18 protein-coding genes are annotated in these 22,045 nt (G+C 69.8%); 10 read left to right on the forward strand and 8 right to left on the reverse strand.

Going from position 1 to position 22,045, the window contains the following annotated elements:
* Positions 1-23 precede the first annotated feature (23 nt).
* Together LI336_RS06345 and LI336_RS06350 are read right to left on the reverse strand one after the other, a co-directional pair.
* Positions 24-1,157: a M48 family metalloprotease gene (locus tag LI336_RS06345; protein ID WP_227131997.1), complete on the reverse strand. Its 1,134-nt coding sequence runs from the start codon at positions 1,155-1,157 to the stop codon at positions 24-26.
* 73 nt (positions 1,158-1,230) lie between these two features.
* Complete coding sequence (locus LI336_RS06350) at positions 1,231-2,292, reverse strand: TrmB family transcriptional regulator (RefSeq protein WP_227131999.1); 1,062 nt, start codon at positions 2,290-2,292, stop codon at positions 1,231-1,233.
* 193 nt (positions 2,293-2,485) lie between these two features.
* On the opposite strand from LI336_RS06350, the gene LI336_RS06355 reads away from it, so the two are divergent.
* Positions 2,486-4,555 (forward strand): DUF7997 domain-containing protein, encoded by a 2,070-nt coding sequence (locus LI336_RS06355; RefSeq protein WP_227132001.1) that lies wholly within the window; start codon positions 2,486-2,488, stop codon positions 4,553-4,555.
* Between the two features lie 142 nt (positions 4,556-4,697).
* Here LI336_RS06355 and LI336_RS06360 read toward each other — a convergent pair whose 3' ends face one another.
* Positions 4,698-5,825 carry an ABC transporter ATP-binding protein gene (locus LI336_RS06360; RefSeq protein ID WP_227132003.1) on the reverse strand — a complete coding sequence of 376 codons (1,128 nt, stop codon included), beginning with the start codon at positions 5,823-5,825 and terminating at the stop codon, positions 4,698-4,700.
* Between the two features lie 104 nt (positions 5,826-5,929).
* Here LI336_RS06360 and LI336_RS06365 point away from each other — a divergent pair, with 104 nt between their 5' ends.
* From LI336_RS06365 to LI336_RS06385, 5 genes are all read left to right on the forward strand, one after another.
* A complete protein-coding gene (locus tag LI336_RS06365) occupies positions 5,930-8,680 on the forward strand; it encodes a glycoside hydrolase family 15 protein (RefSeq protein WP_227132005.1) in 2,751 nt (916 codons plus the stop codon).
* Positions 8,681-8,979: 299 nt separating this feature from the next.
* Entirely contained in the window at positions 8,980-10,314 is a 1,335-nt protein-coding gene (locus LI336_RS06370; protein WP_227132007.1) for a substrate-binding domain-containing protein, read from the forward strand.
* Between the two features lie 4 nt (positions 10,315-10,318).
* Positions 10,319-11,275: a carbohydrate ABC transporter permease gene (locus LI336_RS06375; RefSeq protein WP_227132009.1), complete on the forward strand. Its 957-nt coding sequence runs from the start codon at positions 10,319-10,321 to the stop codon at positions 11,273-11,275.
* A complete protein-coding gene (locus tag LI336_RS06380; RefSeq protein WP_227132010.1) occupies positions 11,272-12,351 on the forward strand; it encodes a sugar ABC transporter permease in 1,080 nt (359 codons plus the stop codon). Before LI336_RS06375 ends, LI336_RS06380 begins: the two co-directional genes overlap by 4 nt.
* Before the next feature lie 338 nt (positions 12,352-12,689).
* Positions 12,690-13,031, forward strand: coding sequence for a DUF6176 family protein (locus tag LI336_RS06385; RefSeq protein ID WP_227132011.1), 342 nt, complete (start codon positions 12,690-12,692; stop codon positions 13,029-13,031).
* Positions 13,032-13,211: 180 nt separating this feature from the next.
* On the opposite strand, the gene LI336_RS06390 is transcribed toward LI336_RS06385, so the two are convergent.
* Together LI336_RS06390 and LI336_RS06395 are read right to left on the reverse strand one after the other, a co-directional pair.
* A complete protein-coding gene (locus LI336_RS06390; RefSeq protein ID WP_227132013.1) occupies positions 13,212-15,083 on the reverse strand; it encodes an ATP-binding protein in 1,872 nt (623 codons plus the stop codon).
* Positions 15,084-15,239: 156 nt separating this feature from the next.
* Positions 15,240-16,115: a CBS domain-containing protein gene (locus tag LI336_RS06395; protein WP_227132015.1), complete on the reverse strand. Its 876-nt coding sequence runs from the start codon at positions 16,113-16,115 to the stop codon at positions 15,240-15,242.
* 124 nt (positions 16,116-16,239) lie between these two features.
* Here LI336_RS06395 and LI336_RS06400 point away from each other — a divergent pair, with 124 nt between their 5' ends.
* The 4 genes from LI336_RS06400 to LI336_RS06420 all read left to right on the forward strand — a co-directional run bounded on the left by LI336_RS06400 (position 16,240) and on the right by LI336_RS06420 (position 19,546).
* On the forward strand, positions 16,240-16,878 hold the full coding sequence (locus LI336_RS06400; protein WP_227132016.1) for a helix-turn-helix domain-containing protein: 639 nt from the start codon (positions 16,240-16,242) through the stop codon (positions 16,876-16,878).
* A gap of 134 nt (positions 16,879-17,012) precedes the next feature.
* The gene (locus LI336_RS06405) at positions 17,013-17,336 is read left to right on the forward strand and encodes a HalOD1 output domain-containing protein (protein ID WP_227132018.1); all 324 of its coding nucleotides are present in this window, start codon (positions 17,013-17,015) and stop codon (positions 17,334-17,336) included.
* 16 nt (positions 17,337-17,352) lie between these two features.
* The gene (locus LI336_RS06415; RefSeq protein ID WP_368408350.1) at positions 17,353-18,933 is read left to right on the forward strand and encodes a DUF3179 domain-containing protein; all 1,581 of its coding nucleotides are present in this window, start codon (positions 17,353-17,355) and stop codon (positions 18,931-18,933) included.
* 16 nt (positions 18,934-18,949) lie between these two features.
* Positions 18,950-19,546 carry a hypothetical protein gene (locus tag LI336_RS06420; RefSeq protein WP_227132021.1) on the forward strand — a complete coding sequence of 199 codons (597 nt, stop codon included), beginning with the start codon at positions 18,950-18,952 and terminating at the stop codon, positions 19,544-19,546.
* A 38-nt stretch (positions 19,547-19,584) separates the two neighbouring features.
* Here LI336_RS06420 and LI336_RS06425 read toward each other — a convergent pair whose 3' ends face one another.
* From LI336_RS06425 to minD, 3 genes are all read right to left on the reverse strand, one after another.
* Complete coding sequence (locus LI336_RS06425; protein WP_227132023.1) at positions 19,585-20,346, reverse strand: histidine kinase; 762 nt, start codon at positions 20,344-20,346, stop codon at positions 19,585-19,587.
* Between the two features lie 136 nt (positions 20,347-20,482).
* Positions 20,483-21,028 carry a DUF8054 family protein gene (locus LI336_RS06430; protein ID WP_227132025.1) on the reverse strand — a complete coding sequence of 182 codons (546 nt, stop codon included), beginning with the start codon at positions 21,026-21,028 and terminating at the stop codon, positions 20,483-20,485.
* A complete protein-coding gene (minD, locus tag LI336_RS06435) occupies positions 21,025-21,801 on the reverse strand; it encodes a cell division ATPase MinD (protein ID WP_227132026.1) in 777 nt (258 codons plus the stop codon). The genes LI336_RS06430 and minD overlap by 4 nt, the downstream gene beginning before the upstream one ends.
* Positions 21,802-22,045: the final 244 nt, after the last annotated feature.

Raw genomic sequence — 22,045 nt, forward strand, 5'->3', positions numbered from 1 at the left:
GGCCGACCCAGCCCGCGGTCAGGTCAGGCGTCGTCGGCGGCCTCGAAGATGCGGTCGATGCGCGACTGGGTGTCGGGGTGCGTGTTCGGGAAGAAGTCGTCGCTGAGGAGGACGACGTCGCTGAACCCGTGCAGGCCCCTGCGGAGTGGCATCACGTACAGGGTCTCGACGGCGCCGTCTATCTCGCGGATGTCCCGAAGGGGTGCCTGCTGGAGTTCGTCGTCGAGTTTCGAGAGGGCGCTCGCGAGCGCGTCGGGGTCGCCGGTGAGTTCGACCGCGCCGTAGTCGGCGGCGTACTCGCGGGTGCGGGCGAGCAGGAGGAGGGTGAGCGAGGAGAACACCCAGAAGAACGTGGAGATGGCGAGCGTGAGGATGGCGGTGAGTATCATGATGGCGACGAGGACGAGGATGGCGACGATGATGCCGCCGCCCTCGTCGTCGCCCCCCGCGTCGCTCCAGGACCCGCCGCTGGTGCTCGACCCGCTCGAACTCCCGAAGAACGGGACTGGCATCCAGGAGCCCGAGCTGTCGTCGTAGTACTCGTCCTCGTCGGGCTCGTCGTCGTCGCTCTCGAACGGCGACGTGAGGGCTTTCGCGAACGCGAACGCGACCGCGGGGAGGAGGTAGCCGACGGACATGACGGCGCCGTCGCGGTTCGTGACGTGCGCGAGTTCGTGCGCGAGGACGGCGTGCAGTTCGTCCTCGGTGAGGGTGTCGAGGAGACCGCTGGTGACGACGATGGTCGAGCTGGTCGACGTGAACCCGACGGTGTACGCGTTCGGGACGTCGGAGTCGACGAGCTTCAGGTCGGGCGCGGGGACGTCGGCTTGCTGGGCGAGCCGTCGCACGGCCGCGTACAGCTCGGGGTGGTCGGCTTCGGGGGCCTCGACGGCGTTCGTCTCCGCGAGCGGCGACGCGTAGAAGTTCCGGACGGTCCCGATGGCGAGCCAGAGGACGACGCCCGCGGGCACGAGGACGGCGACGAGCCCGATCTCGGACGCGAGGTCGAAGCGACCCGCCCACCACCCGATCAGTGCGGGGACGACGTAGCCGTAGAGGACGGCGAGCGCGCCGACGAACGACGCGGCGCAGACGACGAACAGGGCGATGGTCGCGAGCATCCGACGGCGGAGCGACGACTCGATACGCGAACTCATAAAACCATCAATCAGTCGAGTGCAAGTAATCCTGGCGGACTCGCTCCCTGGTTCGTCGCCTGGCGCGAGAACGTCAGTCGTCGGCGTGTTCGAGCGTGACGCCGCGGGCCTCGTAGTCCTCGAGGAACGCGCCGGGGCCGCCGACGGTGACGCGGTCGCCGTCGAGGTCGAGGACGAGCGCGTTCTCGACCGCGAAGCGACTGTTCGGTGGGTCGACGAGGCCCTGGCGGACGTCGACGACGCGACCGGTGAGTTCGCGGTAGTCGCCGTCCCTCTGGACGGGCCGGGCGTCGACGGTGGCGACGATGGGTTCGTCCTGGTTCTGGTATCTGGTGGCGGCGAAGACGGCGTGCCGGAAGCTCTGGTAGTCCGTCAGCAGGGGTTCGGGGTCGGCGACGTGGGCTTCCTCGGCGATCGGCCAGTAGTTCCCGAAGAAGCTCCCGGTGAGGATGGGGACGAGTTGCTCCTGGGCGATGGCGACGGCTTGCTGGCCGGCGTTCGAGCGCGCGAGGAGTTCGTACGGCGCGAACAGTCCGAGTTGGGTGTCGACGGAGAAGAGGACGGGTGCGCGCTCGGTCCAGACGCGGACGACGCTCGCGGGTGCGACGTCGTCGGCGACGTCGACGGCGGTGGATTCGTCGCCGGTGAGCAGGAGGAAGACGAGGACGTTCCGGTCGACGGTCTCGCGGAGTTCGTCCTCGATCTCGGGGAGGAGTTTCGCGGGGACCGATAGCGTCACCTCGTCCTCGGCGCTCGCGAGGAACTCGCGGATGCGTTTGACGACCGTGGACTGGGCTTTGATGATCTCGAACTCGCGGCGTTCCTCGGTGACGCGGTTCCAGCGCGCGGCGAGGTCGGGGCCGAGCGAGGAGAGTTCGGCGCTCAGGCGTTCGACGACCTCCTCCGGTGGGTTGGCGCGGATGAGCGTCGGGACGGCGTGGTCGTTGACGTCGACGAACCCGCGGTCCTCGAGTTGTTCGCTGACGCTGTAGACGTAGCGCTTGGAGACGCCGGCGTCGTCGGCGATGGTGCTCGCCTTCGCTTCGCCGTGGTCGAGGATCGAGAGGTAGGTGTCTATCTCCTTCTCGGAGAGGCCGAGGCGTTCGAGTCGGTCCGTGAGTGACGTGTCCTCCATGATACCCCGTGGGTTTCTACCGTCATCCACGGCGACCCGTGCCTTACCGCTTTCGTGACGACCGCTTTCCGCGAGGTCGTCGGTGCTGGCTCGCGGCCGGGACGTCGCTTCCGTCCACCACCCGACGCCGAATCTGAATCTATGAACGAATATTACACCAAGTTTTATGATTCGTCGGGCGGACGTTGAGACGATGAACCTGCGAGACTCGCTCCACGACCACGCTCGGAACCGTGGCCACCCGACGCGGTTCCCCGGCGAACGCCGGACCACGTCCGGCCTGTTCTCCGGCCTCGACGGCCGCCTCGTGCACGTCGGACGGGACGGCCGGCTCCGGGACTTCTCCGCTCCTCTCCTCGACTGCGCGGGCCTGGCGACCGCGCGCGTCGGCGTCCGCGTCGACGGCGACGTCCGCTGGCTCGACGCCTTCGACGCCCGCACCCAGCGGTACGTCGACGACACCGCGCTCGTCGAGTCGACGTACGTCGACGGCGACGTCGAGGTCACCCGCCTCGACCTCACGCTCGACAGCACGCACCTCACGCACGTCGACGTCACCGGGCCCGCGGACGCGCTCGTCGTCTACTGTTCGTTCCGCCCGGACGGCCACGAGGCCCGCGTCGGCAAGCTCGTCTACGGCGACCGCGGCGTCGTCGAGACGTATCACCGCCACGAGCACGACTACCTCGCCTCCGCCACCGGGTTCGCGCACCTCGACGGGCGTCGGCCGGCCGACGCCGGGGACGTCCTCGAGCGCGGCCCGCGGGAGCGCCCGCGTGACGTCGACCTGGACGCCTACGAGGAGAGTCGACTCGGCGGTGACGTCGTCGCGACCGTCCCGCTCGAGCGCGGGACCGGGACCGTCGCGACCGCGCTCGAACGAGACGTCGACGACCGCGACGCCGCAGTCGACGCGGTCCGCGAGCGCGTCGCTGGCGTGGACGCGTCGACGCTCAGGGAGAGCGCACGCGAACAGGCGTCGAGCGTTCCCACGGACGCCGCCGCCGACGTTCGCGCGCTCGCGCTGCTCTCCGGCCCGACGGGTGCTCGCGTCGCCGGTCCGGACTTCGACCCGCTGTACGCGAACTCCGGCGGCTACGGCTACACGTGGTTCCGGGACGATGCCGAGATAACGCGGTACCTGCTCGCGGTCGACCGCGAGCGCGACCTCGGGCTCGCCGACTGGCATCACCGGAGTGCGGCGCTGTACGTCGACACCCAGCTCGCGGACGGCTCGTGGCCGCATCGCGTCTGGCCGAGCGACGGCTCGCTCGCCCCGGGCTGGGCGAACAGTCGCGTCGAGGGCGACGGCGACGACTACCAGGCCGACCAGACCGCGAGCGTCGTCGCCGCGCTCGCGGACTACCACCGGTACCGGCAGGCGAGCGAGGACGCCAGCGCCAGCGAGGTTGCCGAGGGACCGGCGCTGGACGCGGTCGCCGAAGCCATCGCCGCGGGCGTCGACGCGCTCGACGACACCCTCGGCGCGGACGGGCTCCCGAGCGCGTGCCAGAACGCGTGGGAGGACATGACCGGGCGGTTCGCGCACACCGCGGCGACGTACCTCGCTGCGTACGCGAGCGTCGCTCGCCTCGACGCACCCGACGATTCGCCGGTGGACTCCGAGCACGCCGCCGCGCAAGCCGAGGCCGTCCTCGACGGCCTCGACGCGCTCTGGGTCGCCGACCGCGGCGCGTACGCGCTCCGGCTCGCCGACGGCGACCGCGACGACCGCCTGGACGCGAGCACGTTCGCGCTCGCCGACGCCGTCAGCACCGCCGACGCCGCCGGCATCGACGTCGACGAGCACGTGCCGCGGCTCGTCTCGCACACCGCGACGACGCTCGACGGCCTGGAGCGCGAGACCGACGCGGTACGGGGCCTGGTGCGCTACGAGGGCGACGACTGGCGCCAGCGCGAACAGGACGCGCCGAAGGTCTGGACGGTGTCGACGGCGTGGGGCGCGGTCGCCGCCGCCGAACTCGCCGCGCTCCTCGAACGCGTCGAGGACGCCTCCGCCGCCGAGAGTGCGAGCACGGACTGGAACGCCGAGGACTTCGGCGAGCGCGCGGACGCACTCCTCGCGGAACTCGACGCGGAGGGCAGCCTCTCGCGGAACGGCGACTACCTCCCCGAGCAGTTCTTCGACGACGGCACCGCCGACAGCGCCACGCCGCTCGGGTGGCCCCACGCCATCCGGCTCGCGACCGCGACGAAGCGCCGCGAGACCGAGGCCGCGGTCGCCGTCGCCGAGGACGACTGACGCGCTGGCGGCTATCGAGGGCTGTTCGCGCCGCTGTCGAGGGCTGTTCGTGGACTGCTTCTGGAGAACGGGATCGATGGGCTCGCTTCGCGAGCGACGCGTCGACCGCGAGCGGTCGCGTGCCGGGTGGACGACGTCGACCCTACTGGGCCGCGTGGGTCTGCTTCCGGCGTTCCTCGCGCGAGTGGGTCTCGCCGCTGTCGACGTCGAACAGCTGGACGCTGTCCTCGTCGAAGCGGACGGTGACGTCGTCGCCGGGTGCGGGTTCGACGCTCGAGTCGACGCGTGCGACGAAGTGCTCGGCGACGTCGAGCGTGAGGTAGTTGTCCGCGCCGACGGGCTCGACGACCTCGACGGTCGCGGTGATGCCGCTCTGGTCGTCGTCCGCGGGGTCGACCGCGACGTTCTCCGGGCGGATGCCGAGCTCGAACCGGTCGCCGTCCGGCATCGCGCTCGCGAACGCGTCGCTGACGGGGTACTCGAAGCCGTCGCCGGCGAGCGTCGTCCGGCCGCCGTCGCGGTCCACGGTTATCTCCGCGAAGTTCATGCTCGGACTGCCGACGAACCCGCCGACGAACGCGTTCGCAGGGCTCTCGTAGACGTCCGTTGGCGCGCCGACCTGCTGGAGTTCGCCCTCGTCGAGGATGACCATCCGGTCGCCCATCGTCATCGCCTCCTCCTGGTCGTGCGTGACGTACACGGCGGTGATGTCCAGTTCGTTCTGGAGGCGCTGTATCTCGGTGCGCATCGTCGTGCGGAGCTTCGCGTCGAGGTTACTGAGCGGTTCGTCGAACAGGAACACGGCGGGTTCGCGGACGATGGCGCGGCCGAGCGCGACCCGCTGCTTCTGCCCACCGGAGAGCTCGTCGGGCGTCTTCTCGAGAAGTTCGGTGATGTCCATCATGTCCGCGGCCCACTCGACCTTCTCGCGGCGTTCGTCGGCGTCGAGGTCCGTGCTCATCCGGAGGCCGAAGCCCATGTTCTGGGCGACGCTCTTGTGGGGGTAGAGCGCGTAGTTCTGGAACACCATCGCGACGTCGCGGTGGCGCGCGGTCTGGGCGGTGACGTCCTCGTCGCCGATGTAGATGCTCCCCGAGGTCGGTTTCTCGAGGCCGGCGATCATGCGGAGCGTGGTGGTCTTTCCGCACCCCGACGGGCCGACGACGGTGACGAACTCGCCGTCGTCGATGGTGAGCGAGAGGTCGTCGACGGCGACGATGGAGCCGGTGTCGTACTCCTTTCGGAGGTTCTCGATGCGAAGGCGAGCCATTACACTGTGTGGGTGCGTCACAATACAAAAGACTTGTGCAACTTCGTGAATTTGTGATTGATTATTTCGTAGTCTTTTTAGAGCGTGCAGTCGTTTCGCATGCCATGACTCGACCGCCACGCCCAGGGGCGCGCCGACGCACCGTACTGTCGGCGCTCTCCGCCGGCGCGCTCGCCGGACTCGCCGGCTGCGCCGACACGGACGACGGCGAGGACACCGCGGCCACAGCCACCATGACGGACACAGCCACCACCGACATCGACGAGACGACGACCGAGGCCGAGGACAGCGAGGACCAGTCCGACCGCGAACCGGCGACGCCGACGTGGACGACGGGCACGAAGTACGGCGTCGGCACCGTCGCGGACCACGGCGCGACCGCCTCGCGGACGTGGTTCACGCTCACCGACGGCGCGCTCACCGAACCGCGCTTCCCGCGCGTCGACTGCCTGAACGCCGGGCACGTCTCGTTCGTCGTCACCGACCAGGAGGGGTACGTCGCCCACACGCACGTCCCGCCCGAGGTCGACGATACCGTCGAGCGCGCGGTCGAACCGACCACCGCCGAAGCGCTCGCGTGGCGCCAGACCGCCACCGAGACCGACGACGCCTACGACTGGAGGCTCGCGGTCGAGCACGTCGCCGACCCCGACCGGGACGCACTCGTCCTCGACGTCGAGTTCGAAGCGAGCGACGCGCTCTCGCTGTTCGTCCTCGCCACGCCGACGCCCTCGGGGCGGGCCGCCCACACCGCAGGCCAGCGGCGAGCGCACCCCGAAGGAGCCACCGATGGGAGCGTTCTGACCGCCACGGAGACGGGCGCGGACGGGGTCGCGGTCCGCGATAGCGACGACGAACCAGTCGTGGTCTCGCTCGCGCTCGCCGCCGACGCGGGCGGGTTCGCCGACGCCGCGGTACTCGAAGCAGCGAGCGAGGCGAGCGAGGACTTCGCCGGATCCGGCGTCCTCCCCGACACCGACGACGACCAGAGCCCCGGAACAGACGCAGCGGAGGGCGTGCTCGAACTCGTCGGGGAACTCGCCGCGGACGCAACCGCCGCGTCGCGTACCGTCGCGCTCGGGTTCGCCGAGGACGGCGACGCTGTCGCGGCGAGCGACGTCGCGGCCGCAGCCGCCGCGAGCGGGTTCGAGCGCGCTCGCGAGGGGTACGTCGCGTCGTGGCGCGAGTACCTCGCAGACGTCGTCGTTCCCGACTCCGTCGCCGGCGACGACGACCTCGCCGCGCAGTACAACGCGGCTGCGATGGTCCTGAAGGCCGTCGAGGACAAGACGTACCGCGGCGCGAGCATCGCCAGCCCCAGCGTTCCATGGGGGTCGCGGGTCAGCGCTCGCGACGCGGGCGACCACGGCTACAACTTCGTGTGGGCGCGGGACCTCTACCAGGTGTTCACGGCGTTCGACGCGCTCGGCGACCCCGAGAGCGCCGCCGAGCACCTCGAGTACGTCTTCGCGTACCAGCACGACGGCGACGGGTTCCTCCCGCAGAACACGTGGATCGACGGCCGCACCAGGTGGGGTGGCGAGCAACTCGACGAGATCGCGTTCCCGCTCGTGATGGTCGACCAGCTCCGCCGCCGGCACGACTACGGGCTCGCGGACGCCGGCTACGACTACGCGGCGCCGCGCGCGATGGCGGAGTACCTCGTGCACGGTGGCCCGCGCACCGAGCAGGAGCGCTGGGAGGAGGAGGACGGGTTCTCGCCGAGCACGGTCGCCGCGACCGTCGCGGGCCTCGCGGCCGCGGCGCGCCTCGCCGAGAGCGAGGGGCGCGCGGACGACGCGCTCGTCTACCGCGCGGTCGCGGACCACTGGCAGCGGTCGGTCGTCGACTGGACCGCGACCACGACCGGCGTCGACCCCGACGGCGACCTCGCCGCCGCCGACCGCGAGCACGGCGGCTCCGGACGCGCACCGTCGCCGGAGGCGGCGACGCCGTACTTCCTCCGGGTCACGGACGACGCGGACCCGGACGACGGCGCGGGGCGGTCGCTCGCGAACGGCGGGCCGACGCTCGACGAGCGCGGTATCGTCGACGCCGGGTTCCTCGAACTCGTTCGCCTCGGCGTCCTCCCGCACGACCACTCCGTCGTCGAGAACTCGCTGTCGGTCGTCGACGACACCATCCGCGTCGACACGCCGAACGGCCCCGCGTGGTACCGGTACAACGGCGACGGCTACGGCGAGGTAGGGGTCGACGGTGACAGCGTCGACGCCGGGACGCCGTGGTCGGTGACCCACGCCGGCCGCGGGCGTCTCTGGCCGATCCTCACCGGCGAGCGCGCGGAGTACGAGCTGCTCGCCGGCACCGAGTCCGGGGACCTCGCGCCGGAGCGTCTCCTGGACGCGATGGCCGCGTTCGCGAACGACGGCCGGATGATACCCGAGCAGGTCTGGGACCGCGAGGACTCGACCGCGTACGGCTGGGCGTTCGGCGAGGGGACCGCGAGCGCGACGCCGCTCGCGTGGAGCATGGCCGGGTTCGTGCGGCTCGCACGCTCGCTCGACGCGGGAACGCCAGTGGAGCGACCGCGGGCGACCGCGAGCCGGTACGTCGACGACGGTGGCGCGCCGGAACCGCCCGCGCTCTCGGTCGACTGGCCCGACAGCGTCGTCGACACCGCCGAGGTCGAGCTCGCGGGTGAGACCGAAGCCGTGACGCTCTTGGTCCGGACTCCCCAGGAGACGGTACGTGTCGACCCGGGCGACGGTTCGTTCGCGGCGACGATACCGCTGGAGAGCGGCCGCAACCCCATCACGGTCGTCGCCGCGGCCGACGGGGCGTCGCGCGAGCGTGGCCTGGCAGCCGCCCAGCGGACGATATCCTACGTCGAGTAGCTCGCACCCGATAGCGAGTTCCTCGCTCGCGTGTCCTTGCCGTTCGAGTCCGGTAGCGTCGCGTCCGTCACCGCCGCGGCCGTCGTCCGCGTGGCCGTCGCCTTCGGGGCGTCGATGCGCGCGTGAGAGCGCGACGTGTGACCGCGGCAGACGCCGTTGCCAGCGAACCCCCAGTATCGAGGGTCGAGCCGGGCGGTTTCTAGCGTTGCTGACAGCCAGGGGAAGGGACCGCGAGGTTGTGAGACGTTCGCACCCAAAGGACTAAATACGCGAACACATATTTCATCATAGATTCAGGCATGAGTGACCAGAGACGGGAGTTCCTGAAGAAGACGGCAGCACTGACCGCGCTCACCGGCGTTGCGGGCTGCGTGGGCGTCTCCGAGACGACCGAGACGAGCGCACCGACCGAGAGCGACGGCGACGGCGGCGCCGACGACGGAGGCTCCGGCGACGAGTCCACCACGACCACCGAGGACGACGGCCTCAGCGTCGTCGAACCCGAGAACTCCGGTGGCACCGCCGAACTCTGGCACGCCCGCCGCGAAGCCGAGAAGCGCAGCCTCGAGTCCCAGTTAGAGACGTTCAACGGCGAGTACGACCAGCAGGTCAACCCCAGCGAGATCGCGGAACTCGGCACGAAGACCGAGACCGCCATCCCCGCCGGCAAGGGCCCGCACTCGTTCGACCACGCCCACGACTGGGCGGGCAAGTACTACCAGAACGGCTGGGTCGTCGACCGTAGCGACGAACTCCGCGTCGACCCCGACGAGTACTTCACCTCGACCGGCGCGGACGCGACGCAGTTCGACGGCGCGACCGTCGGCCTCCCCTACGCCGCCGAGACCGTCGGCCTCGTCTACAACACCGACATGGTCGACGAACCACCGGAGACCTTCGAGGACATGAAGGCCATCATGGACGAGTACCACGCACCGAGCGACGGCAAGTACGGCCTCAGCTACCCCGTGAACTCGTACTTCCAGAGCGCGTGGATGCACGCCTTCGGCGGGTTCTACTACGACGACGCCAACGACGAACTCGGCCTCACGAACAGCGAGACCGTCGAGGGCCTCGAGTTCATCGTGAACCAGCTCGCGCCGTACATGCCGGACTCGCCGGACTACGGCGCGCAAGCCGAGGCGTTCAAGCAGGGTCGCGCACCGTTCGCGATCAACGGCCCGTGGTTCCTCGGCGGCGCGCGCGACGCCGGCGTCAGCCTGGACGTCACGTCGTTCCCGACCGTCGACGGCGACGAACCGTCGCCGTACACGGGCGTCAAGCTCCTGTTCTTCTCCAAGCAGATGGGTGACGGCAAGGAGGCGAACGCGGTCGCGAGCCGCGAGTTCATCGAGTGGTACACCACGAACCCCGACGTCCTCAAGGGCCTCGCCGACGAGCACGCGTACATCCCCGTCCACAAGGAGCTCGCGGAGAGCGACGACCTCTCCCCGACCGTGAGCGGGTACGCGAGCGCCGTCGCCCAGGGCATCCCGATGCCGACGAACCCGAAGATGCAGGGCGTCTGGGGGCCGACCGACGGCGCGCTCAAGCGCGCGTTCAACGGCCAGCAGACCCCGAAGAAGGCCCTGGAGCAGGCCGAGAAGGAAGTCCGCGAGAACTGGAACAGCTAGAGGGATGGAGAACGCCAACCGCACCGACCTCCGAGAACGCACCAGTAGCGTCCAGCGCTGGGTGCGCGAGAACGCCGGGCTGTTCCTGGTCCTCCCGGGCCTGTTCCTGTTCTCGGCGTTCATGTTCTACCCGATCCTGTACCTGCTTTACCTCTCGTTCATGCGGGCGACGAACGCCCCGCCGACGAGCATCCACGCGGGCAACGAGCAGTTCATCGGGCTCGAGAACTACGTCACCATCCTCGCGGACCCGAGCTTCTGGAACAGCATGGGCGTCACGTGGCTGTTCGTCGCCACGAGCGTCGCACTCAAGCTCGCGTTCGGTATCGCGGTGGCGCTCGTCCTCACGAGCGACCGCGCTCGCGGGAAGCGCTTCATGCGGTCGCTCGTCATCCTCCCGATGGGATTGCCGGCGGTCTTCTCGATCACGGTCTGGTCGAAGATCTTCGACAACGCCCGGTACAGTCTCGCGAACAAGGTCCTGCTGAACCTCGGGTTCGAGAAGGTCTCCTGGATGACCGAACGCTGGCTCGCCTTCCTCACGTACAACGTCACGGAGGTGTGGCTCGCGTACCCCTTCATCGTCATCATCACGGTGAGCGCGCTCCAGGACGTCCCGGACGCACTGCACGACGCGGCGAAGGTCGACGGCGCCGGCTACCTCGCACGGTTCCGGCACGTCACGCTACCCGCGATCAAGCGCCCCGTGATGTTCGGCGGCATCCTGACCGCGGCCGCGTCCTTCCAGCAGTTCCTCATCCCGTTCATCTTCAACGACGGCGGCCCCGGCGAGGCGAACTCGCTCCTCATCCACTACGGGTACACGGAGGCGTTCGGGAACACGTCGCCCGCGTACGGGAAGGCGGCATCCATCATGATGCTCACGCTCCTGTTCATCGGCGCGTTCATGTGGTTGAACGTGAAGAAGGGCAAGCTCGCGGACGGGGTGGGTGACCGATGAGCCTCCTCTCCCGGATAGCGCGGTCGGTGGCGGGCGACGTGAAGACGGTCGCGTACTCGCCGATAGCGGCGTACGAGCACACGCGGTACACGGTGACGGGGATGCGGACCGGTGACGTCGACCCGGCGGACGTCGCGATGTCGGTCGTGTCGACGATAACCGCGCTCGCGGTCGTCACGCTCCTCCTGTTCCCCATCTACTGGGTGCTGAAGCTCGCGCTGAGTGGCGGGAGCGCGTCGCTGTTCGCGACGAACATCAACCTGCTCCCGACGGACCCGAGCCTCCAGACGTTCGTCTGGGTGCTCGGCGACCTCATCCTCCCCGGGTACAAGCTCTCGCTGACGATACCGGGCGTCGGGTACGACGTCTTCGTCAGGACGCCCGAACTCGTCTTCCTGGACGCGAGCGCGCACGGCGTCGAGTACCCCAGCGAGTTCAAGCGCTACCTCTGGAACTCGATGACCGTCGCCGTCCCCACGGTGTTGCTCGCGATGAGCCTCATCGTCCCGGGCGCGTACGCGCTCTCGCGGCGCCAGTTCATCGGTCGCGGGAAGCTCCTCTACGGGTACGTCCTGTTCACGCAGGTCGGCGGCGGCATCGGTATCGCGAGCCTCATCGCGCTCTACGCCCTGTTCGTGCAGGTCGGGCTGGACGCGAACAAGCTCGCACTCAGCGTGTACTACGCCGCCACGGCGGTCCCGTTCAACACGTGGCTGCTGAAGACGTACATGGACGGCATCCCGAAGTCCTACGAGGAGGCGGCGTACGTCGACGGCGCCAGCCCGCTCCGCGTCGTCTGGGAGGTCGTCCTCCCGCTGTCGAAGGCGGGACTCGCGACGGTGTTCATCTTCACGTTCCTCGCGGGCTGGACGGAGTTCATCGTCGCCCAGACCATCCTGGCGACCGACCAGTACACGCTCCCCGTCGGGTTGTTCCTGCTGGTGAGCGAGTACTCGACGCCGTGGCCGAAGTTCTCGGCGTTCGCACTGACGTTCGCGCTCCCGATCATGCTCGTCTACCTCGGCGCGCAGCGGTACATCGAGGACGGACTGAGCTTCGGCGGCGTCGAAGGCTGAGGCCTTCCACGCCACCGAACCGCGTCGCGAACGAACACGACCGCATCGCACGCGGCCCACCCCCGACGTCGCGTCGGCCCGCGGCCGCGAACCACACGCGGTCGACCCCGCCACGGGTCGGCCCCATGCCACCACGCTTCTGCCGCAACCGCTCGCTAGGAGTGCCGACCGAGCAGGAGACGAATCCCCGACTGGCAGTCGCGGTCGGCGGTGACGAACGAATCAGTACGCGCACCCGCCGATCGGTCGCTGACACGCCACCGAATCGGACGGGACTCGACTGTCCAGTTCAGTCATCGAATGACTCTTCAACTCCATTACCAAACGTCCCTGCATCGATGGCCGACGTCCAACTGGCCAGGTGCGAGATAAAGCCGGGGAAGGAAGACGAGCTCCGGGAGTGGTATGAGACGCTCGAACACGAACGGTTCGAGGAGACAGCGGCGACGTTGATCAGCGAAGGCACGCTCACCGAGTCGGCGTTCATCCAGACGAGCGAGAACGGGCCGTCGCATCTCTACGTGATGATGGAGACGACGGACGCAGACGAACCACGAACCGCTCATGCCGAAGAGCATCGAATAGACGCGGATCACCACGAGGTCCTGGCGGAGACGCTCGTAGGCAAAGAATGGGAGGAGTTCGAACCCATCGCCCATCTCATTCATCCCGAGAGGTGAACGCTCCCGATTCGGGTGAACAGCCCCGGAAAGGCAGACAGTTGACTGACAGGTGGCGTGCTGGATACGTCCGCTGTCTCGACCACCCGGATCGGCGGTCCGCTTGCCGAGGAAGCGCGTCGGTGTGGTTGGGCCGCGTCGGGTGCCGAGGTTCGCCCGGAGAACCGACTGATGGCGTCCTCAGTCGTCGACGACGTCGACACCCGCGAACTCGAAGCGCGCACCACCGGATTCGCTCTCGGTGAGGGAGACCGTCCAGCCGTGAGCGTCGGCTATCTCGCGGACGATGGCGAGCCCGAACCCGGTGCCCTCGTCGTTCGTCGTGAACCCGTGCTCGAAGACGTCGTCGCGTTCGCTCTCGGGGATGCCGACCCCGTCGTCCCCGACGTAGAGAACGCTGGCGTCGGCGTCGACGCCGACGCTCAGGGTCGTGGCGTCGCCGTGCTCGACGCTGTTCCGGAACAGGTTCTCGAGGACGGTGCGGAGTCGTTCCGGGTCCGCGAGCAGGTACGGGGCGTCCTGGTCGACGTCGAGCGTGGCGTCGGGGGCGTCGACGACGCGCCACGCCTCCGTCGCGGTCGCGGGCAGCGAGGTCGGTTCCGGGTCGTCGACGACCTCGCCGTCGCGAGCGAGCGTCAGGACGTCCTCGATGAGCGCCTCCATGCGGTCGAGCGACGTTGCGATCTCCTCGACCGTTCTGTCGTTCGCGTCGCCCGCGGCGAGCACCTGGAGGTGCCCCTGGGCGACGCCGAGCGGGTTCCGGAGGTCGTGGCTGACGACGCTCGCGAACTCCGAGAGCCGCTCGTTCTCGCGCTCCAGTCGCCGTTCGCGCTCGCGGCGCTCCAGCTCGTAGCGAACCCACGTCGCGAGCAGCTTCACGAACGTCTTCTCGCTCTCCGTGAACTCCCGGGCGCGCTCGGTGTCCGCGAAGCACAGCGTCCCGTACAGCTCGCCGTCGACCTCGACGTTCGCGCCGACGTAGCACGCGAGCTCCCAGCGCTCGTAGGCCGGGTCCTCGGCCCACTCCTCGGCGGCGTCCTCGACCGCGAGCGGCTCGTCGGCGGCGATGGTGCGTCGACAGTACGTCGTCGACATCGGCTCGGTCGCCCCCGCCTGGAGTCCCGGGTGCGCGCTGTCCGCGGCGACGACCTCGAAGTCGTCGTCGATCGCCGACAGGAACCCGACGTCGACGTCGAAGCGCTCGCAGCCGAGTTCCAGGAGCGCTTCGACCTTCGCCTCGAAGTCCATCTCGGGGTTGGACGTGAGTTCGACCATCCGGCGTTGTGCTCGCTGCGTCGCGACCTCGTCGGTGACGTCGTCCTGGATGCCGACGTAGTGCGTGACGTCGCCGTCGTCGTACACGGGCGCGACCGTCACGCGATTCCAGAACGGCGTCCCGTCCGCGCGGTAGTTCCGGAGTTCGACGGTCGCCGAGTGGTCCTCGGCGATGGCTTCGCGGAGGAGCGCGACCGCCTCGGGGTCGGTGTCGTCGCCCTGGAGGAACCGACAGTTCCGCCCGAGCGCGTCCGCGGCCGGATAGCCCGTGACGGTCTCGAACCCGTGGTTGACGTAGACGAGGGCTTCGTCGGGGTCGTCGGCGTCCGCGACGGTGATGCCGACGCCCGCCTGGTCCATCGCTTCGGCGCGGATGTCGCGGTCGTCGCGGACGCGTTCCGCGGCGACGCGTTCGCTGACGCGACTCCGCAGGAGCGCGTTGTCGCCGACGTCGCCGTTCGCCGGCACGTAGTCGACGTCGGGGTTCGCGGCGAGCGCGCGGACGCGGTCGCCGGAGAGTTCCTCGCGTGACGCGTAGTAGACGACGGGGATGGTTTCCGCGGCCTCGAGCGGGTCGAGCGGGTCCGCTGGTGTGAGGACGACGCACTCCGCGGTCGTGTCCGCGACGGCGGCCGCGAGCGTCTCCGAGTCGACGAGCCGTGCGTCCAGTGGCTGTTCGGCTTCGGGGACCGCGGCGTCGTAGAGCGCGTCCGCGAGGTCCGCCGACGCCAGGACGACCGCTGGCTGTCCCGTCTCGACCGCGTAGTCGACGCTCACGGCTGCACGCCCTCCTCCGTCGCGTGACGGCTCGTCGGGCGTCGTTCGCGCGGCGACGCGCGGCGAGGTCGGTTCGGTACGGCCGGCGGACGCGTCGGTGGCACGTCCGTCGGGACGGGCCGACGGCAGTAATGTCCTTTGGCAGTCAGGGTGCGGTCACTCTTCGAGCGCGGCGTGCGCGCGCCGCGTCGTGTCGACGCCCGCGTCGTCGGCCCACTCGCTGAGCGCGTCGAGCATCCCGGCGACCGCCGCGTACGTCTCCTCGAGTTCGTGGACGTTCCGCCCGGAATCCAGGAGCTCGGTCCCCATGTGGTGGACGACGTTCCCGTAGTGCGCGACCTGATTCCGGAGGTCGCGGACGTCCGTGAGCGCGTCCCCGAGCGCGTCGCCGTCGTCGTACCCGAGGCAGTCGACGACCGCCTCGCTCTCGACGGCGGCCTGCTGGAGCTGCCAGAACGTCGTGTAGTCTATCTCGCGGAGCTGGAGGTCCGCGTCCGCGTACGACTCGAACTCCTCGAGGACCGCGTCGTACTCGGTGTCCTCGCCGGCGCCCTCGCGTTGCAGCATCGAGAGCGTCCCCTGCCAGTTCGCCGCCGCGTCGACGAGGTCCCGGAGTCGCATCTCGAGTTCGCCGATGCGCGTGTAGAGGAACGCGTGCGCCGCGGGCTTGTTCAGGTCCGAGCGCGTGACGATGCCCGCGACCCGGCCGTGCCAGCCGACGAAGTAGAACGGCTCGGCCTCGAGTTCGACGAGGAGGTCCTCGAACCCGAGGTCCGGGGAGAGGAGGTTCGAGAGGTCGATGCGGTCGGCGTGCTCGTAGACCCTGTCGTCGGGTGCGTCCTCGCGGACGGCCGCGAGGTCGTCGCGGGTCACGTAGAGGTACGGCGGGTCGTCGCGCCGTAGCGGGGCGGCGGTGTACCCGTTCTCGACGAGCCAGTCGTGGACGTCCGCGACGCTCGCGCCGGCGCCCGCCGCGTCCGGGTTCCGCGTCATGAGTTCGCGGACCGTCACCTGCTCCTGGTGACCGAACATTACCGGGTTGTCTCGCGTGCGGCCCCAATACTGTTCTGGGCGGCGACGATTCCTTCGTCTGGGCCGACGAGGCCCCTGGATGGTCCGCGCGAGAGTTACACCACTGGCCATCGTACCCGTCGTCATGACGACTGTCGCGACGTTCAGGCTCGCTCCCGGCCAGTTGCACCTGGACGGTATCTTCGAGGTGGCGCCCTCGGCGACGGTCGAGTTCGAGCGCGTCGTCCCCACGCACGACTACGTCGTCCAGTACTTCTGGGTGACCGACATCGACGAGGAGCAGGTCGTCGCGGTGGCGGACGACGAGCGCGTCGACGCCGAGGTCGTCGATCACGTGAACGACGCGTACCTGTTGCGCGTGCAGTGGAATCGCGACTCCGCGTCCGCGCTGGTCGGTTCGCTCATGGATTGGGCCGTGACGTTGCTCTCCGCGGTCGGGACGTGCGACGGCTGGGCGTTCGAGGTGCGTAGCGACACGCACGAGGAGCTCTCGGGGTTCCTGGGCGAGCTCGCGGCGTCGGACGTCGCGATGGAGCTGACGAACATCCATCGGTTGCTCCCGAGCAGCGACGAGGGGTACGGGATGACCGACGCGCAGCGCGAGGCGATCGTCCTCGCGTACGAGCACGGCTACTTCGAGACGCCCCACGAGACGTCGCTCGCGGCGATCGCGAGCGAACTCGGTATCACGCACCAGTCGCTGTCCTCGCGTCTGCAGCGCGGCCTCCAGCACCTCGTCGAGGAGACGCTCGTCGAGGAGTGAGGACGACACGCCCCCGTTCGTACTTAAAACCCCTGCGCGTGCAGTAGGAAGTGGCTTGTCGCTATCCGACCAACGCATCGATGATTCGTAGTATGGCCGATTCGATCCGTGGGGACGGTTCCGACGGGGGCCACGTGGCCGTCCCGTTCCAGAAGGTGGCGCTCGACGACCTGACGTACCACGAGCACGACGGGACGTACCACGGCCACCTCAACCCCGGGTGTCGGTCGACGAGCGTCGCCGTCACCGAGATAGTGAGTGCGGTCACGAACACGACACAGACCGACCTGACGCCGCTGTTCGATGCGGTCGACCCGGACGCGCTCGACGCGCTCTGCGCGCCCCGGGACCGCCAGCGGACGCGACCGGTGGTTCGCTTCGAGTACGAGGGGTTCGAGGTGACGGTCCGCGACTGCGACTGCATCGTCCTCCGTCGCGGTATCGACCACGATACCTGAGGGGCTGGTCGGCGCGGTGAAGCGAACGTCCGCCGAGCCGCTCGGCATCGACGACCCGATCTGCGTCCCTCACGTCGACGACGAACCGGGGTACGGCGACCTCGTCGCGCGGTCCCTCGGCGACCGCATCGAAGGCGTCTCCGTCGACTGCGAGACGAGTGCCGCGGCGGCGCTCGAGACCCTCGACGCCGGGCGCGTGGACTGCATCGTGAGCGACTACCAGATGCCGGGATGGACGGCCTGGCGTTCCTCGAGCGCGTTCGCGAGCGCGACCCCGACGTCCCGTTCGTGCTCTTCACGCGCCAGGGGCGCGATGGCGATGGGTCGGCGGCCACGGGACCGGGCAGAACGACGGTGTCGTGCGCGAGGCGCGCACGAGCCGCGTAGAGCTTTTCAGGTCCGGATGGTACTGAGTGGCATGGAACCGATATCCCGACGGTCGGTGCTCGCCGCGACCGCGAGCCTCGCCGCGGGTGGGCTCGCGGGCTGTCTCGATTCGAGCGACGGCGGCACCTCGACCCGCGGCGGCGGGACCACCGGCGGCGACGGAGCCACCGCGTCCGGCGGCTCCGAGCCGTCCACGACCCCGACGGACGTCGGCCTCCCGACGCGCGACACGCCCTTCCACGTTCCCGATTCCGCGAAGCGCCTCCGCGAGAACGTCGTCGGCGGCGGCCCCGGGAAGGACGGCATCCCGAGCGTCGACGACCCCCAGTTCGAGCCAGTCCGCGACGTTGGAGATCGGATCAACCCCGGCATGCCCGTCTTCGGCGTCGAGGTGGACGACGAGGCGAAGGCGTACCCGCAGTACGTCCTCGTCTGGCACGAGATCGCGAACGACGTCGTCGGCGGCGTCCCGCTCGCGGTGACGTACTGTCCGCTCACCGGGACCGCGATGGCGTTCGAGCGCGGTGACGTCGAGTTCGGCGTGAGCGGGAAGCTCGTGAACTCGAACCTCGTGATGTACGACCGGGCGACCGACTCGCGGTGGCCGCAGGTCGTCGGGACCGCCATCGAGGGCGACTTCCAGGGTGCGAGCCTCCGGCAGGTACCGACGACGTGGACGACGTGGAAACGGTGGAAGGTCGCGAACCCCGACGGCCTGGTGCTCACCGAGGACACCGGTTCGGTCCGGAACTACGGTCGCGACCCGTACGGCGACTACAACCCGACGCGCGGGTACTACGAGTCCACGAACTTCCTGTTCGCGCCCATCCGGGAGAGCGACCGGCTGGAGCCCAAGGCGGTCGTGCACGGCGTCCGCTCCAGCGACGGTGCGTTCGCGGCGTCCGAGGCCGTGCTCCGCCGGCAGCGCGTCGCGGCGGGGACCGCCGGGTCGCTCGACGTCGTGATGGTGTACGACCCGGCGTTCGCCGCGGGCGTCGCGTACGCGAACCCCGACGGCGCGAGCGTCGAGGCCGACGGCGACCGCTACCGCGTCGACGGCGGCGAGCGAGTCGCTGCCGGCGACCTCTCACTCCAGCGGCTCCCGAGCTTCGACGCGATGTTCTTCGCGTGGTACGCGTTCTACCCCGACAGCGAGTTCGTCCTCGAAGACGGCGACGCCACGTCCCCAAGCGAGGTGCGCGCGCGATGAACGAGGTACGATCAGTATGAGCGAGGCGACGGCGACGCGGTCGGTGCCGCGACGTGCCCGCCGCGTCGCGGGGCGCACCCGGCGCGCGCTCGGGCTCGTCCGGTCGCGTCGCGACGCCCGCCTCGCGTTCGGGGGCGGCACGCTCGTCTACCTCCTCGTGTACATGGTCGCGTCCGGTGCCCTCTCGGTCGGCCGCGCGGTCGGGTTCGACGTCGTCGTCGCCAGCGACCCGCTCTCGAAGCTCCTCGCGCGGACCGGCCCGGCGAGTTTCGAACCGCTCGCGCTCGTCGACCTCGGGCTCGCCAGGGTGCTGCTCGCGCCCGGTGACCTCCTCCTCGGCGCGACGCTCGCCGCGCTCGTCGGCGCGAACCTCGCGCTCACGTACCTCGCCGTCGTCCAACCGGCCGCGTGCGGCATCGACACCGGCGCGGGCGTGCTCGCCGCCGTCCCCGCGCTCCTCTCCGGGACCGCGTGCTGCGGGCCCGTCGTCCTCCTCGCCGTCGGCGTCACCGCAAGCGGCGCGCTCGTGTCGCTGTTCGCGTGGCTCGTCCCCCTCGGCGCCCTCAGCCTCCTCGCGAGCCTCGCGTACGTCGCCGGGAAGATAGCCGTCTGAACCGGATTTCGGGGGAGATAGCCGCCCGAACCAGGGTCTCAGGACTGGTACGCGTCGACGACGTACGCTTCGATGCGTTCGACGCGCTCGCGGTCGAACGTCCAGAACCCGCGCCAGTGGCCGTCGTCGTCCTCGACGCACACGAGCGCCGCGTGATCCGCGTCCGAATCGTTCGGTGGAACGAACACCACGAACCAGACCGCGTCCAGGTCCGGATGGTCCGAGTGCGCGGACAGCGACCCGGCGGGCTCCCAGTCGCCGATCCCGTAGACGTGCGTGTCGAGGTCGGTCGCCGCGAGCGTCTCGTACACCGTCTTCGTCCCCTTCTCGTCGTCGATGCGCGAGAGCTGCTGGAACCCCGAGTGCAGTCGGCCGGCGCCCTCGCGGTACGCGAGCGCCTCGATGAACCGCGAGATCTCGATGAGGAGGAACTTCTCCTTGCGCGTCGACGGGTAGCCAGTCGCGTGGAACGGGACGTCCGTGAGTTCCGCGAGGACCGCGGGCGTCTCGACGTCCTCGAGCTCGCGAGACCCCGTGATGTAGACGTCCGAGTTCACGAACAGGACGGCGTCGCCGACGTCGCCGAGTTCGGACTCCGCGACGCGCTCGCCGTCCTTCGTGAGCACGACGAGGTTCTCCGACTCGGCGTTCGCGACGGCGGTCTCCACCGCGATCTGCTGCCGATCGAAGAGGTCCTCGAACATCCCCGTGACGTGCTCGTTCCCGGGCCCGCTCACGTTCACGACGGTGAGGGAGACGCTCGGGGTCTCGAGTTCGTCGACGAAGTCCGCCAGTTGCATTCGGTACGAACGACGGCGTGGATTCACAAGTACCTTGCCGCCGGTTCGAACCTCGATACCGGCGGGAGCGCTCGGGGACGGTTCGAGCGTCGATGCTGCCGGGACCGCTCGTGGCCAGTTTTCGGCGCCGGCGCGGTCAGGAGAGCTCGTCGACGAACCCCCACTCTTCGGCGCGGCGTTCGGCCTCGGCGCGGGCGTCCTCGCGGAGTTGCTCGACGCGATTCTCGTTCTCGAGGAACGATTCGAGGGGGTCGTCGCCGGCGTCGTGCCCGGGGTGGTCGTCGGGGGCGCGGTCGCGGGCGGCGGCGGCGAGGTCGCGGTCGCCGGTGAGGACGCGCGCCGGTTCGCCGGGGGCGACCGCGAGCGCGTCCGCGCCGTCCGCGTCGTGCACGGCAGCGAGGTCGGTGGGGTCGACCGCGCGACGCTCGGCCTTCACGGGGCCGGGGCCGGCGAGGTCCGCGAGCGCGTCCGCGCCACCGCGCTCCGTGCCCGTGTGCGAGGCGAGGACGGGGACGCCGTCGCGGACGGTGAGGACGCCCGCGCCGTCGTCGTCGAGGAGGAGCGTCGCGCTCGGTTCGAGCACGAGGTAGCCCGTGAGTCGTTCGTCGAACGCAGCGCGGAGCGCGCGCTCGTGGTCGTCGAGGACGCGCGACGCGACGACGTCCCCCTCCGGGAGTTTCATGGTCGGTCGGGGACGACGGCGCTCGCGAACCGGTCGGCGACCGCGTCCTCGTCGCCGGCTTCGGGGTCGAGGCGCGACGCGGCCGTCCGGAACGCCTCGGCGGCCGGCGAGTCGGGGGCGTGCGCGACCAGCGGTTCGCCGTCAGCGCGCGCCTCGCGGACGACGTCGGCGGCGGGGACGCTCGCGAGGACGGGCGCGTCGAAGTACCGTTCGGTCTGCTCGCGGACGGCGTCGACGTCGTCGGGGTCGTGCACGCGATTGTAGAGGACGCCCGCGGTATCCGTGCCGTACGCTTGCGCGTACTCGTGGACCTTCAGGCCGTCGCTGAGCGCGGGGATCGTCGGTTGGAGGACGACGACGATGCGGTCGGCGAGGACGACGGGGAGGACGGCGGACTTCGACCCGAGTGCGGCGGGCGAGTCGAGCAGGATGACGTCGGTGTCGGCGGCGAGGTCGGCGACGACGTCCCGGAGTCGCTGGGGGTCGGCGGCCTCGAAGTCGCCGAGGTCGGTCCCACAGGGGACGACGTGCATCCCGAAGCGTTCGTACGTGGCGTCCGCGACGGTGACGTCGCGGTCGCCGAGGAGGAGGTCGTGGAGCGTGACGGGTGCGTCGTCGAGGCCGGCGTGGAAGAGGAGGTTCGCGAGGCCGGTGTCGGCGTCGACGACGGTGACGTCGTAGCCGTCGTCGGCGAGCGCCATGCCGAGCGCGACCGTGGCGGTCGTCTTCCCGGTGCCGCCCTTCCCGCTCGCGACGGCGATGGCTTCGACCATGCGTCGTCGTCGCTCGCGGAGTTGCTAAGCGGTTTCGGTACGCGAAAGAAAGGCGACCCCACCCTCGGGGTCGACGGGAGAACGGCCGGCAAAGGGGGGAAGCCGGCCGCTCCGTCTCGAACGGACCGTGTGACACGTCGAGAGTCCACCCCTCGACTGGGCGAAATCACTATCCACGGGGACCTATAGTTTATGGCCGGGGCTTGATTATTCAACCAACGGTCATCGCTGAATCCGAGCACGC

Source organism: Halorubellus salinus (assembly GCF_020567525.1).
Taxonomy (GTDB): Archaea; Halobacteriota; Halobacteria; order Halobacteriales; family Natrialbaceae; genus Halorubellus; species Halorubellus salinus.

Bases quoted from the DNA above. Each gene is read 5' to 3' on its own strand.
- LI336_RS06345 (WP_227131997.1), bottom strand. From the start codon at position 1,157: ATGAGTTCGCGTATCGAGTCGTCGCTCCGCCGTCGGATGCTCGCGACC.
- LI336_RS06350 (WP_227131999.1), bottom strand. From the start codon at position 2,292: ATGGAGGACACGTCACTCACGGACCGACTCGAACGCCTCGGCCTCTCC.
- LI336_RS06355 (WP_227132001.1), top strand. From the start codon at position 2,486: ATGAACCTGCGAGACTCGCTCCACGACCACGCTCGGAACCGTGGCCAC.
- LI336_RS06360 (WP_227132003.1), bottom strand. From the start codon at position 5,825: ATGGCTCGCCTTCGCATCGAGAACCTCCGAAAGGAGTACGACACCGGC.
- LI336_RS06365 (WP_227132005.1), top strand. From the start codon at position 5,930: ATGACTCGACCGCCACGCCCAGGGGCGCGCCGACGCACCGTACTGTCG.
- LI336_RS06370 (WP_227132007.1), top strand. From the start codon at position 8,980: ATGAGTGACCAGAGACGGGAGTTCCTGAAGAAGACGGCAGCACTGACC.
- LI336_RS06375 (WP_227132009.1), top strand. From the start codon at position 10,319: ATGGAGAACGCCAACCGCACCGACCTCCGAGAACGCACCAGTAGCGTC.
- LI336_RS06380 (WP_227132010.1), top strand. From the start codon at position 11,272: ATGAGCCTCCTCTCCCGGATAGCGCGGTCGGTGGCGGGCGACGTGAAG.
- LI336_RS06385 (WP_227132011.1), top strand. From the start codon at position 12,690: ATGGCCGACGTCCAACTGGCCAGGTGCGAGATAAAGCCGGGGAAGGAA.
- LI336_RS06395 (WP_227132015.1), bottom strand. From the start codon at position 16,115: ATGTTCGGTCACCAGGAGCAGGTGACGGTCCGCGAACTCATGACGCGG.
- LI336_RS06400 (WP_227132016.1), top strand. From the start codon at position 16,240: ATGACGACTGTCGCGACGTTCAGGCTCGCTCCCGGCCAGTTGCACCTG.
- LI336_RS06420 (WP_227132021.1), top strand. From the start codon at position 18,950: ATGAGCGAGGCGACGGCGACGCGGTCGGTGCCGCGACGTGCCCGCCGC.
- LI336_RS06425 (WP_227132023.1), bottom strand. From the start codon at position 20,346: ATGCAACTGGCGGACTTCGTCGACGAACTCGAGACCCCGAGCGTCTCC.
- LI336_RS06430 (WP_227132025.1), bottom strand. From the start codon at position 21,028: ATGAAACTCCCGGAGGGGGACGTCGTCGCGTCGCGCGTCCTCGACGAC.
- minD (WP_227132026.1), bottom strand. From the start codon at position 21,801: ATGGTCGAAGCCATCGCCGTCGCGAGCGGGAAGGGCGGCACCGGGAAG.